The organism is Roseofilum halophilum BLCC-M91, assembly GCF_030068445.1.
GTDB lineage: Bacteria > Cyanobacteriota > Cyanobacteriia > Cyanobacteriales > Desertifilaceae > Roseofilum > Roseofilum halophilum.
Window position 1 is genome coordinate 13,334 of sequence record NZ_JAQPOK010000111.1, and the last position, 13,255, is coordinate 26,588.

At 47.1% G+C, this 13,255-nt stretch carries 12 protein-coding genes and 2 pseudogenes; 9 read left to right on the top strand and 5 right to left on the bottom strand.

Annotated elements, in window-relative coordinates:
- Positions 1-58: 58 nt before the first annotated feature.
- On the bottom strand, positions 59-6,379 hold the full coding sequence (locus PJF56_RS15060; RefSeq protein WP_283763507.1) for a translocation/assembly module TamB domain-containing protein: 6,321 nt from the start codon (positions 6,377-6,379) through the stop codon (positions 59-61).
- A gap of 304 nt (positions 6,380-6,683) precedes the next feature.
- Here PJF56_RS15060 and PJF56_RS15065 point away from each other — a divergent pair, with 304 nt between their 5' ends.
- Both PJF56_RS15065 and murQ read left to right on the top strand, forming a co-directional pair.
- Entirely contained in the window at positions 6,684-7,085 is a 402-nt protein-coding gene (locus tag PJF56_RS15065) for a DUF3110 domain-containing protein (RefSeq protein ID WP_283763508.1), read from the top strand.
- Between the two features lie 4 nt (positions 7,086-7,089).
- Positions 7,090-8,001 (top strand): N-acetylmuramic acid 6-phosphate etherase, encoded by a 912-nt coding sequence (gene murQ, locus PJF56_RS15070; RefSeq protein WP_283763509.1) that lies wholly within the window; start codon positions 7,090-7,092, stop codon positions 7,999-8,001.
- A 41-nt stretch (positions 8,002-8,042) separates the two neighbouring features.
- Here murQ and PJF56_RS15075 read toward each other — a convergent pair whose 3' ends face one another.
- Both PJF56_RS15075 and PJF56_RS15080 read right to left on the bottom strand, forming a co-directional pair.
- Positions 8,043-8,363: a DUF5615 family PIN-like protein gene (locus PJF56_RS15075; protein ID WP_283763510.1), complete on the bottom strand. Its 321-nt coding sequence runs from the start codon at positions 8,361-8,363 to the stop codon at positions 8,043-8,045.
- 1 nt (position 8,364) lies between these two features.
- On the bottom strand, positions 8,365-8,583 hold the full coding sequence (locus PJF56_RS15080; protein WP_283763545.1) for a DUF433 domain-containing protein: 219 nt from the start codon (positions 8,581-8,583) through the stop codon (positions 8,365-8,367).
- A gap of 368 nt (positions 8,584-8,951) precedes the next feature.
- On the opposite strand from PJF56_RS15080, the gene PJF56_RS15085 reads away from it, so the two are divergent.
- The 4 genes and pseudogenes from PJF56_RS15085 to PJF56_RS15100 form a co-directional block, all read left to right on the top strand.
- Complete coding sequence (locus PJF56_RS15085; RefSeq protein WP_283763511.1) at positions 8,952-9,188, top strand: HNH endonuclease; 237 nt, start codon at positions 8,952-8,954, stop codon at positions 9,186-9,188.
- A gap of 200 nt (positions 9,189-9,388) precedes the next feature.
- Complete coding sequence (rnc, locus tag PJF56_RS15090) at positions 9,389-10,126, top strand: ribonuclease III (protein ID WP_347179554.1); 738 nt, start codon at positions 9,389-9,391, stop codon at positions 10,124-10,126.
- 80 nt (positions 10,127-10,206) lie between these two features.
- Positions 10,207-10,554, top strand: coding sequence for a DUF433 domain-containing protein (locus PJF56_RS15095; RefSeq protein ID WP_283763513.1), 348 nt, complete (start codon positions 10,207-10,209; stop codon positions 10,552-10,554).
- A 44-nt stretch (positions 10,555-10,598) separates the two neighbouring features.
- A pseudogene (locus tag PJF56_RS15100) lies at positions 10,599-10,745 on the top strand (ACP S-malonyltransferase); the annotation flags it as partial.
- A 119-nt stretch (positions 10,746-10,864) separates the two neighbouring features.
- On the opposite strand, the pseudogene PJF56_RS22430 reads toward PJF56_RS15100, so the two are convergent.
- Together PJF56_RS22430 and PJF56_RS15110 are read right to left on the bottom strand one after the other, a co-directional pair.
- Positions 10,865-11,506: pseudogene (locus PJF56_RS22430) on the bottom strand (PIN domain-containing protein).
- Complete coding sequence (locus PJF56_RS15110) at positions 11,499-11,756, bottom strand: UPF0175 family protein (RefSeq protein WP_283763516.1); 258 nt, start codon at positions 11,754-11,756, stop codon at positions 11,499-11,501. The pseudogene PJF56_RS22430 and the gene PJF56_RS15110 overlap by 8 nt, the downstream one beginning before the upstream one ends.
- Positions 11,757-11,939: 183 nt before the next feature.
- Here PJF56_RS15110 and PJF56_RS15115 point away from each other — a divergent pair, with 183 nt between their 5' ends.
- The 3 genes from PJF56_RS15115 to PJF56_RS15125 all read left to right on the top strand — a co-directional run bounded on the left by PJF56_RS15115 (position 11,940) and on the right by PJF56_RS15125 (position 13,211).
- Positions 11,940-12,230, top strand: coding sequence for a hypothetical protein (locus PJF56_RS15115; RefSeq protein WP_283763517.1), 291 nt, complete (start codon positions 11,940-11,942; stop codon positions 12,228-12,230).
- A 5-nt stretch (positions 12,231-12,235) separates the two neighbouring features.
- Positions 12,236-12,403: a hypothetical protein gene (locus PJF56_RS15120; protein WP_283763518.1), complete on the top strand. Its 168-nt coding sequence runs from the start codon at positions 12,236-12,238 to the stop codon at positions 12,401-12,403.
- Positions 12,404-12,578: 175 nt separating this feature from the next.
- The gene (locus PJF56_RS15125; RefSeq protein WP_283763519.1) at positions 12,579-13,211 is read left to right on the top strand and encodes a nucleotidyl transferase AbiEii/AbiGii toxin family protein; all 633 of its coding nucleotides are present in this window, start codon (positions 12,579-12,581) and stop codon (positions 13,209-13,211) included.
- Positions 13,212-13,255: the final 44 nt, after the last annotated feature.

Here is a 13,255-nt window from a genome sequence, read left to right on the forward strand (position 1 = left end):
CTCCTTAATATTAAAGGTTTTAGGGTTTTCCCATTACCCTTCTGCCGCGCGGAGCGCTCTAAAACCGCTTGCGAAACTCAAACTGAAGACGACTATCTGTCCGGCGTTGTCCTGAGTTTTCATTGGCTAAATCAGTGGCTGCCCGCAGCACTAAATTATCGCTCAAGCGATAGCGCAACCGCAGACGTACGGGATCGCTAGAGGTTAGGGTTTTACCCAAAGAGGTAGAAAACTGATCCGTAATATCTAAAGTGGCTTCTCCGGCTAAACCGATCGCCCCTTGACGCGATCGATCTTCCACCGGATAGAGTCGTAACTCCGTCAATCCCAGGGCATCCCCCAGACTCGTTTGTAAGTTGGATAACACTGTCGATCCGGCAATATTTACCAGTGCCAGGGTGGTATTGCCACCCCCGCCAATGGTATTCAAAAACCCACCCCCAATCAGGGCAACAATTTCTGAGCGGCTGCGTACCGGAGAACTGGTTAATTCCAAGTTGCTTTCTAAGCGGGACGCGGGTCCAGTGACTGCGGCTTGAATGCGTACTGTTTCCGTCTCATTATTATCTATGGGTGGGGTGTCATCAATTTCATTTTGTCCCCAGAATACAACCTCTGGTTGCCGACTGCCTCTGACTTCAGAAATTGAGGCTTCTAGACGCAAGTTTAGGTCAGGATCTAAGCCTTGAGTGGGAATAAATCGAGCTTTATTCTCCTGTTCGCGATCGATGCGGAACTGGGTGGCAATAATATTAATCCATCCCCGGTCAAGATCGATTTCACCATCGGCACGAATATCATCAACTGGGCCATTAATGGTGAGGGTTCCTTCACCCCGAATATCGACAAAACCGGGTTGTAAAATAGCAATTCCATCGGTTAAATCGACCTTAAAGCGATCAAATACCGGAACCAATGGATTAGACGAAGGAGCCGCATCATCTTGATCCGTCTTTTGGAGCTTCGTGGCTTCTGCGGGAAAGATTTTTCCTTCGGTGAGGACAATATTACCTTTAAGCACCGGTTCTAAGGCGGCTCCGGCAATTTCAATATTGCCATTTACGCCCCCATTGTAGATATCTTGGAAGTTCAGATCGATCCCTTCTAACTGAATTTTTAGGGGGAGTGCTGCTTCTTGTTCCGATAAGGGTATATCTGGATCGGCTAGGGGAATTAAACCAGAAACTTGCACTTTTCCTTTGCTAAAATCTCCGGTCAGCCTCTCGATATAGACCTTTTCACCGTTAAACTTAACCAATCCATTGACATTATTCAAGGGTTCTGACAGGATTTGAGATTGTAGGGTGGCATCAGTGATGGTGGCTTCTCCGTCAGCGATGGGGTTATCCACGGTTCCAGAAACTTCGATGTTGACGTTTCCTGTGCCTGCCACCCAATTGACCTGTTGGCGGGTGAGAACATTTAAGATAGCTAACCCTTCATTTTCTAGGTTTAAGTCTAACTGAATCTCTTGGGAAATGGGAGAGACAGAACCAAAGGGTAGGGGGCTGGGAATACTGCCGGTTAGAGTTACGGGCGAGTCTCCGGTGACTAAGAGTTTACCGCCAAATCGTAAGCGTCCATCAGAGAGGGAAAAATTACCGGTGGCTTCTTGAATCGGCTCTTCATTTAACGTGCCATCGGACACACTTAATTGACCAATGACTTGGGGATTTTGGATGCTTCCTCCTAAGAGTGTAGCGGTTGTATTTATATTACCGGTTAAATCGACCGGTAAATCGGGGATAAATTGCTGAATTAAGTCTACGGGAACGTTTTCAACTTTGAGCTGACCGGATTGTTGTTCGCCGCCAACTTGTCCGGAAAATGTGATTAATCCTTCACTCGATTCAATGCGAACGGGGAGTAAGGTGAGGACATTATCTTTCAGGTTTCCTTTGACAATAATGGGGTTAAAACTATATTTACCCCAGACCCAGTTTTCACCCAATAAATCGATGTTGGCAGATAGGCCTTGTTTGAGGGAACCGGAAACTTGAATATCACCATCAAATACGCCCTGAAGTTGGGCTAGGGCAGGAATGGGGTAGCGATCGCGCTCTTGTTGTCGTAAATCCTGTAATCTGAGAATTTCGGAGAAGCGACGTAACTGCTTTTGTACCGTCTGCTCCCCATCACTAACATCATTGACGGTCAAAACGCCTAGATCGGCGGCTGTTCCAGTTGGCGGTGCAAAACCCTGGGCAATATCTTCTAGGTCAAAAATCTGCAAGGCTTGCAGGATATCTTGCACGCTGCCTTGGGCAATTTTCACTTCGGCTGCAAATTGAGGATCGCTCAGATCGCTCAGATTAACTGCCCCTTGTAAATCGTATTGACTCTCACCAATCTTTAACTGCGTATCGGTTAACTGTCCCTGACCTCCCGCATAGTTCAATTTAGCGGTGAGTAACTCGCCCTCAACTGCACCAATGGAGGGTTTAACGATTTTGATTTCCCCTTGGGCAATGACTGCCATGGGATAAGGCTCCCCATCGCTGGCGCGATCGAAGGTTTGGGGGAAACTGAGGTTAAAATTACCGGAAACTTGACCCGAAACTGGCCCTAGGGGACTAGCTGTAGGAATGAGATTCACCAAATCTAGGGGAAATTGGGCGATATCGACCTGGAAATTGGTTAACGGTGAGCCTTCAGAGGGTGGGGTGCGTTGTCCGGTGGCGATCGCCTCCCCAACCTTAAAGGTAAACGACTCTGGCATAAATGTGGGGCCAATGACTGCCGAAATCTCATCGGATTCTCCTGTTAAGGCGATTCTTGCCCCTTGACTGGGTGTAAACTGGATCGGCCCCTCGATCGTTGGATCGAAGGCCAGTTGATTAACGGCCATATTTCTCAAGCGCAATTGCCCGTCTAAACTCGGCTGTAATCCTGTCCCAGAAATGCGTCCGGCAAAATCCACTCGACCTCGCACCGCCACACCATCGGGTAAGGTAAAGGGTAGAGTCGCTACATTAAAATCCCTTACTTCGGCATTGAAATTGTACCGAGAAGCCATTAAATCCTGGAAATTGGGCACAATTTGACCGGCAACTTGTAGACCAGAACCTGGGGTAGGGGCGGGTGTGAATGGGGTAGGGGCGGGTGTGAATGGGGTAGGGGCGGGTGTGAATGGGGTAGGGGCGGGTTTCAAACCCGCCCCTACGGGTGACTGGGAAGACGAGGAAGGAACCACCACCGAACCTGCCCCAGCGATGATATCCAAAGAGCGGCCATTCCAGACCATTCGAGAGAGAAACGGCCCTTGCTCTAAGATCGGTAACTTGGAGAGTAAGACCTCTGCTTGGGCTTGTATCGCCGTCGGATCGAAATTATCCAACCGTCCCCCTGCTACCATTTTCCCTGCCCCCGTGAGCCGTTGAAACTCAGGCGGTAAGGCTAAACCCAATTGGTCTAACTCCACCTGTTCGGCGTTTATTCTCGCTTGCCATTGGCCTTGCTGGGCGATCGCCTCCACATTAACCACGCTCTCACCCACATTCACAAAACCTTGGACTTGGGCAAAAACACTATTCAGAAGACTATCAGGCGAAAGATTATCTAATTGTCCCTGGGCATTGGCTACGCCACTAAAGGGTAAACGGGGCACATCGGCCGGCACTTGGGGCGATAATTGGTCAACGTTGACACCATCAGCGCGGACTGAGGCTTTCCATTCTCCATTCAGGGCTTGGGCGATGGCATTCACTCGACCGCCAGCAATATCTAAATCGGCTTGGGCTTGGGCGACGATCGCTGCCGGTGAAAAATTATTGACCGGCCCCCTTAAATTCACGGTTGCGGTTAGGGGAGTTTGCAGAAAAGCTTGTTCCCTTGCTGCTAACTGTAACTGGGGAGACAAGCGTGTGGCTTGCACCTGGTTAATGTCGAGGGCTGCTTCCCATTGTCCCCCCTCTAATCTGCCCCGGCTTCTGATTGTGCCTCCGGCTAATTCCAGAGTTCCTTGCAATTGTGCTTGAAATGCTGCCAGATCGGGGTTATCAGCCGGGCCAACAATTTCCACGACTCCGGTAAAGGGTGCAGCTTCGGCAAAGGGGAGTTGAAATTGTTCTGGGGGCACGAATTGCTCCAGTTGAGTGCGAAATTGCCCCAATTGCAGATTATTGGCTTGGACTAAGCTGGCAATCTGGTTATTCTGCAAGCGGCTCGATATATTCACCCGTCCTCCGGCTACATCGAGTTGCCCTTCGGCGATCGCCTCTACCTGATTCAGACTAAAGTTTTCTAAGGGGATAATCATCCTAGCTCCACCGCTAAAGGGGGCAGCCAGTTCAGGGGGAACAAGGGGAGAAAGGTTAGGGAGTTGGATGTTTTGGGCCTTAATTTCCGTTTGCAGTTGTAGGGGGATTTTGGGTGTAGGTTGCGTTGCCGATCCCCCCGTAGGGGCGGGTTGAGCAGTGGTTTGGTCTGCCTGCTCAGATGTTGGTGTAAGGGCGGGTTCATCAGTTGTTTGGTTTTCCAGGCGAGAGTTGGGTGAACCCGCCCCTACGGAACCCTCTGTATCTGTGCCTATATTTAAACCGATAAGGCGGGAAACGGCTTGTACTTGTCCCCCGGCGAGATCGGTTTGGGCGATCGCCTGTAAATCATTCAGGGGCCCCATCACGCGCAGTTGTGGGGAAACCGTTCCCACGGTAATATCTGAAGGCACTTGGTAAAGTTGGGCGATCGCATCTACAGGCACATTTTGCCCTTGAGCTTCAAAGACGAGAAAGGGTTGTTGCAAGTTAGGATTAGGAGGATTAGGATCTTCTATCGGCGCAGACGTAGGGGCGGGTTCACCCAATTTTTCGTCTTCCAAGCCAGAGCTTAGTGAACCCGCCCCTACATTACCTCGATCGGGGTTGGCTTCCTCAAGGCTTGGTGAACCCGGTTCACCATCACCTTGACTTGGATCTGGATTGGCAGGCTCACTAACAGGTAATTGCAACTCTCCCCGGCCTAGGATTTCGCCGCCCAGGGTAGGAACTAATTTCAGGTCTTGAACGGCGATCGTAGAATTAGCATAGGCAAATTGGGTACTAATTTCCGTAAATTCCAGGCGATCGATTTGCGTCGGTTGGGTGGTTTCAAACAATCCCACCAGCAACGGTTGCTCAAACGGCCCCTCCAACTTAGCCTTCACTTGGAATTCTCCAGTCGCCTTTACGGGCAATTCGGTCTTTATCGTTTCCTCTAGGGTTTCAAACGTCACCGGAGGCAAGGATGCCACCACTTGAATTCCCTGTTGCAGATGAATCCCCCCTTCTAGGGTGAGGGGAATCGTATCTGCATAGAGAATAGACCCTTCTTCGACTAACACCAACTGATCCTGGAATTGTAGAGTAAATGCCCCTTGGGAGAGATACAAGGGAACTTGGGTGATATCAAATTGAGGGGTTTCTTCGCTCTCTTCTGGTTGCTCCTCTTGCTGATTCTCTTCTGGGGTAGGCTCTGGTAAAGTATACTGTCCCGCCACTTCACTGACGAAGAGCGTCCCATTAATCAAAGAGCCTTGAATATCTTGTAAATTAATCTGTCCATTGAGATTTCCATTCACTGTACCGCCCGTTAATGCCACTTCGGGCGGTAGATTGGGCACTAAGTTAGTTAAGGGAATCAGGTCTAGATCTTGCGATCGCACCTGCACCCTTACCCGTTGCTCCTGCTGCAAAAATTCTCCCTTGGCTTGCACCTCTCCCGGACTGCTATCCTGAGCCACAGTTGCATCAAAGCGAATTCGATTATACTCATCGAAAAAGTCGGCAGTGGCGCGAATCGGCTTAAACGTCACGCTATGTTCAAGACTCGCCCCTTCTCCTTTCCAGGGAACCAATTCCACGGTGGCATCTTGAACCGCAGCCTTAATCACATTAATCTTAAATTGCCCTTCCTTCGGCTCTTCCGGGGTAATCTCCAGATCCAGCCATTGATGTTCTGCATCCTCTTCTAAATAAACTTGGGGATTAATTAACGTCAGATCGAGATTAATCTGATTGTCAATCACATCAATGGGATTAAACTTAACCTCCACCGCTTGCACCGTAGCGTTATCAGGATCGGTGGCTGTTGCGGGCATTCCAGAACGGCCAAAACGAATACTATTGAACGAGACCCTCTCTACTGGGCCAATTTCTAGGGGACGCTTGAGGATTTCACTTAAGGCTTGAGCCACCATCGGCCCTAGTCCATTATGCACCCAATGCCAACCATAGCCTCCTCCAGCAACGAGCAGGAGTGCCACCCCTCCTAAACCGAATCCAGCCCAACGTCGCCATTGCCCAGGCTCGTCCTCATCTTCCCATTCCTCGTCTTGATCTTCAGCATCCATCGCTTCAAGCTCTTCTTCTGGTCGTTGATTGCGATCGTTATTGCTCGTCATATTCTCACACCGTTCTGAATACTCACACCTTGGATCGATCATGCCACGAGAATGGGGGAATGGGGGAATGGGGGAATAGGCAATCTCCGTGTCTCCGTGTCTCCGTGTCTCCGTGTCTCCCCATCTCCCCATCTCCGTGTCCCCGTGTCCCCGCGTCCCCGCGTCCCCGCGTCCCCGCGTCCCCGCGTCCCCGCGTCCCCGCGTCTCCGTGTCCCCCACTCCCCCATCTCCCTACCCCCCATCCCCTAACTGCTATAAGATAAGGGAAAATATCGAATTTGGGAGCGTTAACTTCTAGTAGCTTATGCGAGTTTATGTCCTGTTGTTTAATGTCGGCACGGAAAATGAGGGGATTCATACGATTAAGGTTCCCCACCCCGATCCTAGGCAAGCGCGGAATAAGGTTTTAATCTTTGAGATGGAGGATGATGCCACTCGGTTTGCCTTACAGTTAGAGGCTCAGGATTTTCCTTCTCCTAGTGTAGAGGCGATCGATGAGGAGGAGATTAAGGCGTTTTGTGCAGAGGCGGATCTAGATTTTGAGTGGATTGGTGAGGGTAAGCTGGTGATTCCGCCAGATAGTAATGTGGATTCTTTGGATTGGAGTGAGGAGGAGTCTGATGTACCGAGTGCTGAGGAGTCGGACTCGGATATGAGTTCTGAGGAACTTGAACGTATTCGCAAAAATTTGGAAGGATTGTTATAAGGGTATGGAAAATCGCGGTCATCTGTTAACGGAGCAAATTAATCCCCAAAGTTTGACTTTAGATGAACTGGGGACGGTGGAGTTGGTGGAGTTGTTTAATCGGGAGGATGGCCAAACGGTGGCAGCTTGTTCCGAAGCGAAGGAACAGTTGGCAGAAGCGATTGACCGGACGGCGATCGCCCTTCAGAATGGAGGACGGTTGTTTTATGTGGGTGCGGGCACGAGCGGCCGCTTGGGGGTGCTGGATGCGGCGGAATGTCCGCCTACATTCTGTTCTGACCCCCAGATGGTACAGGGGATTTTGGCAGGGGGTGAGGGGGCGCTGGTACGCAGTTCTGAGGGCTTAGAGGATAGGTTTGAGGATGGGGTGCAGGTGGTTGAGCAGTATCAGGTGACCTCGAAGGATGTGGTGGTGGGGATTACGGCTGGAGGGACAACACCTTATGTTCAGGGGGCATTGCAGGGGGCGAAAGAGCGGGGGGCAACGACGATTTTTATGGCTTGTGTGCCGGTGGAGCAGGTTTCGGTGGCGGTGGATGTGGATATTCGCTTGTTGGTGGGGCCGGAGGTTTTGGCGGGTTCAACGCGCCTGAAGGCGGGAACGGCGACGAAGATGGCGCTGAATATTTTGTCTACTGGGGTGATGGTGAGGTTGGGTAAGGTGTATGGGAACCGGATGGTGGATGTGGCGGTGACGAATACGAAATTACGCGATCGCGCTTTACGCATTTTAGAGGATTTAACCCAGTTGGGGCGATCGCAATGCGAGCAACTTTTAGATGAGAGCGGACAACGGGTGAAGGTGGCTTTACTGATGGCTTGGACAAGTGTGGATGCTGAAATGGCTCAAGAGTATCTGGATCGAAACCAAGGAAATCTGCGATCGGCCTTGGCAACATTTTCTACCCGCGAGTAGGGTTCAAGTTTAGCCTAGAAAAAGACTTAATATTGATTCCATTAGGCGCTTACTATGGTTGCTTGTCCCTTTGCTACCCGATCTAAAATCGCTAGAACCGAGGGAACTAAAGGCTGGAGATCTACTAAACGATTAGAAGTTGCTTGTAACACGATTACTGCGATCTGAAACTGTGGTAAATTTTGCTGAAATGGCAAATTGTGATCCACTGTAAGAAAAACATCAAACTCTGTTTCCGCAAGGGAAAGGAGCTGACCATTTTTGATTCCAGACCATCCCATCTGAGGGACAGTGACGATCTCGTGACTCACAAACTCTCGCGCCAGTTTACGATCGATACATTCGTCTAACAGAATTCTCATCTTAGGCAACCTGACCAAAAATGTGTTTTCCCGCTTCTTCAAGAACCTGAATCACTTGCTCTTTAGTCACTGTGGGAAATCCATCTAAAAAGTCATTAATGGATTCACCCGCTTTGAGATAATCCCAAAGCGTTTGCACCGGAACCCTAGTGCCTGCAAACACTGGCGTTCCACTCATGATATCAGGGGATATAGTAATCAGTGAGCTATCTTTAAGCATTAGTCTGGCATCTCCCATAGTCTAAACTCTGTTATTTTATCAATGTATACCTGAGAATCTTGACATTAAAGATTATTTTGTGCCATAATCCAGGGTAAGAATATCCATGGGTGTTCGTCTCATGGGTACTACCTCCGATTCTCAGGTGAGTGCAAGTCCAGTATTCTGGCCTAGCATGGATCTGAATCAGGAATGAGTCCTTCAGATAACTGGTAGTTCAGCAGACTGGATCTGCACTGGTTTGAGGGTTGAAGGTAGTAAGTTTGAGACGTTTACTAAGGTGTCATAGAAAAACTGTCGCTTATTTACTTAAGCGTGTCTTTTTGTTGCACGCGATATTCCAATTGTAGTTATTGGAATAATCAACTATGAATTCCAAACAAAAACACAATAAAATTGCCAAACTTACTGAACTGTTTGGCAACGAGTGTTATTGGTGTGGATGCATTTTATCTCCCCAACAAATCACCCTCGATCACCAGATTCCTAGAAGTAAAGGAGGTTCTAACTCTTTAGAAAATCTGCGTATTTGCTGTTTTTCCTGCAATAATCAACGAGGAAATAGCCTTTTTCCTCCCCCATTTTTTAGGAAAAAAGTGAAGTAGTCTTGTTGTAGTAGGGGCAGGTTTCAAACCTGCCCCTACAATTCAAACCTGCCCCTACAATTCAAACCTGCCCCTACAATTCAAACCTGCCCCTACAATTCAAACCTGCCCCTACTTGAATTGAATATACAGTATAATAAAAGATAGCAATAAATCATCAAAAAACCATATCTATGACCTTTGATATAGACCATCAAGAGATGAATTCAAAACAAAAAAAAAAGCAAAAATCACGGGAAGAATATGGTAGTCACTTCCACAAACTGTTGATGTTTAAGGATGAAAAACTTCTCCATCGTGCCTTAACCCATCGTTCTTATGTGAATGAAAATCCTGGAACCATAGGACACAATGAACGATTGGAATTTCTCGGTGATGCCATTTTGACCTTTATCAGTGGTCAATATCTCTATCAGCGCTATCCGGAAATGGGAGAAGATGAAATGACCAGACGGCGCTCTGCTTTAGTCGATCAAAAACAATTGGCTAGATTTGCAGTTGAAGTGGGTATAGATTTAAGAATGCGTCTAAGTCAAGGATTAATCAAAGAAGGGGGATATCAAAATCCGAATTTACTCAGTAGTACCTTTGAGGCGATTGTTGGGGCGTACTATTTAGATTGCGATCAAAATATGGAAAAAGTTCGTCCTGTAATAGAAGAACTGTTTGATTCTGTTCCTCAAGAGCAAATGATTGCTCGTTCCAACATCGACTCAAAAAATCGATTACAGGAATTAGTCCAATCGAGAGGAGCCAAAACTCCACCCAAATATGTGACTGAAAAAATAGGGGGTATGGATCATGCTCCAGAATTTATGTCTAAAGTTTTTATTAGTGATAAAGCCTGGGGTAGAGGCAAAGGACGCAGTAAAAAAGATGCAGAGAAGGAAGCGGCTGCTGATGCCCTAGGAAAGTTGAAGGAAAAGGGAATTATCTAATATAATTCTCATCTTAGGCTATAATTTTAGAGACTATCTGTTGTAAAGCTCATGATTCTCAGACTTCAGGACAACAAAGGATGATTATTCGCACAGAGCGTGGATTAACTATTAAGGGCAGCCGCGTTACGCTGTATGATATTTTGGATTTTCTAAAGCTTGAGTATCCACCGAAATTAATCCGCGATAAGTTTAATTTGAGTCAGGAACAAATCGATGGCGCTTTATCTTATTTGCAAGGTTATAGGGATGAAGTCGAAGCAGAGTATCAGGAAGTGCTGAAAACTAGAGAAGAAATTCGTCAATACTGGCAAGAGCGAAATCGAGAGCATTTTGCGCGAATATCTGCCCATTCTCCCGCACCTGGAAAAGAACATTTATGGAAAAAACTTGAGGAGCAAAAAGCTAAACATTCCTCGGAAAAATAATAAATTTTTTGGTTGATTACAATTTGGATGGCTATGCTTTCATTACCAGTACATCATTGCCTGTAGTGACCATTGGAGATCTAGAACGCCTTGATGAATTTTTCTATCGAGAGCAGTGTATCGATCGTCTTCTGGAAATCGTTCTGGATATTGAAAACTATAGGGGAGTAGGTCGCCTATTTATTCCTTAGTGTATTTATCCAGCAGGCTGTAGTTGTGGTTGTTTTTCTTCCGGTTCAGGATATTTCAACTTGACATTAGAGAAATCCAACATGATCGGTTCAGAGGCGGAAGATGAAGATGATGAGTTTTAGATATGCGATCGCTGAGGTAATGATGGATTATGGTAAAGGCGATCTGAAAGATACATACCTGATTGGCGTAATTGTTCTAAAATTGGCCTAGCTCTGGAAATATGACCTCTTTGTTTCGCTATCAATACTAATCCTAAAGTTCCTCTAGTTGGAATACCCAAAGTATCTGCACAACGGCGAGCCGCTAAGTCGTCCAAAATAACTTCTGTACCCGGGTTATTATATCCCCAAGTTAACACTTCTGATTCGCCAAAACCTAAATCATTCTTCTGAATAACTTCAGGAATACAGCGCTTCGCGCGGTAATGGGTAATGGGTAATTGGTAATGGGAAAACCATTTTTTACGCTATGCGTGCCCATTCTTCAGGCTTTTCATGGGACAACACTCTCAAGGAACATTTCGATTACTGTACCTCATAACATCGAAAAACGCTGTAAGTCCCACATTTTTAGCAATTAACCAATCTGTTTCGTTTAGAGTTTTGACTGTAATATCTTCCTCTCCATAAGCGGTAACTTCTATAACTACTGCTTGAGGAACTAGGATCTCAGGACTGAAGGCTTGTAATAAATCAATTAAACTGGCTTTGGATAAGAAAATCAAAGGGGATGTATCGATTGCTGGAGATTTAACCACGTTCTAGCTCTCGGTCTAAGTCCTCGAAATCTACTGGAAAAACATTGATTTTTTCTTGTGCCAGCTTGACTAAAAAATCTCGGCGGTTCAATCCCGCAATTTGTGCTGCTTTTTCTTGGGATATTTCTCCTTTTTGATACCAAAAAGCTGCGGCAGCTAATCGCATATCTTGTACAAATTCTTCTGGCGATCGCTTTTCCCCTTGGCTGACAAAGGCTTCTTCGGGTAAATCAATGGTGACTGATGTCATGGTTATTTTATTTATTACTCAGCAGTTTATTATACTCTAGAATTAAAGTGAATTCAAGGGAGCGATCGCCCCCAACCCCACAAAGAAACCGGGCTTGTGCCATAAGTTCCGACGCTCAACTGCCATCTGGCTTGAGAAACCCAGTTTCTAGTCATCTGGCGATCGCTGAGGTAATGATGGATGATGGTAAAGGCGATCGCGACTCAAGCTACAGAAGGTGTAGATTTAGTCCAACAACTGATGTCAGCATTTCCAGATAACGCTATACTCATCCAATTTTTTGCTTACTTCAATACTTCGTTATTTTTTATTGAAACTTCGAGAAAGCAAATAGAAAATATACGGCGTACCCTAGCCTCATCGAATGTACCTGATGAGGTGATTCAAGTGGCGGGTGAAGATTTAGGAGATCTGTTGGGTCGAGTTTTAGAGGTTAAACTTAAAGTTGAACGTCTTATCAGTCGATTGGAGTAAGGGTGATGGAAACACTTCCCGATGAGCAAACGATGCTAGAGATTTTGGAACTCGCTAAAGATTTTGAACATTCGACCAGAGAACTATCAGAGCAGTCAATGGCGATCGCGATCGCGTATGAAAAACAAGTTCGTGAATCTCAAGAGACTCAATCTAAACCAGCAACGATTTAGAGTTGTCTGTTTCTAGCCAACAGAGGCGATCACCCCCCAACCCAAAAAGAAACCGGGTTTCTGCCATATGTTCGGACTCCCACCTGCCATCTGGCTTGAGAAACCCGGTTTCTAAGCCTTGCGAGAGGCGATCGCTGGTATAGTCATTAAGAAGAGAGCGAGGGAACGGAATGTTATGGTACTTAGTGCAGATGCCTTGAGCTTTCAAGAATTTATGAATCGCGAATCTTTTCCATTAGCAACATTACATGGTGCGGTATTTGAGTTTCTGCGCGATCGCCAAGATGTGGTTGTTTTTGGAGCGCAGGCGGTGAATGCTTATGTCGGCGAGCCTCGCATGACTCAGGATATTGATGTGCTGTCTCCACAAGCAGCAGCTCTGGCAGAAGAGTTACGAGGATACTTAAGCGATCGCTTTTACATTGCCGTGCGGGTGCGAGAGGTGAAGGAAGGACAAGGTTATCGCTTATACCAAGTGCAGAAGACTGGAAATCGCCATCTGGTCGATCTTCGGCAGGTGGATGTTTTACCCGCTCATCGTTGTATCGAGCAGGTATTGGTAATGGCTCCTGTAGAGTTGGTGGTGAGTAAGGTAATTTCTTACCATCAGCGACGGGGGAAACCGAAGGCGGGGACAGATTGGCGAGATTTGGCTTTGTTATTGCTAACGTTTCCAGACTTGAAGGTGGAGTCAGGGGAAGTGTTGGAGGGTTTAATGGTAGCCGGTGTGGATGAGTCGGTGGTGTCATTATGGCGAGAGATTGTGAATATGGAGATTGAGGCAGAAGATGAAGATGATGAGTTTTAGATGTGCGATCGCCGAGGGAATTCTGGATTATGGTAAATGCGATC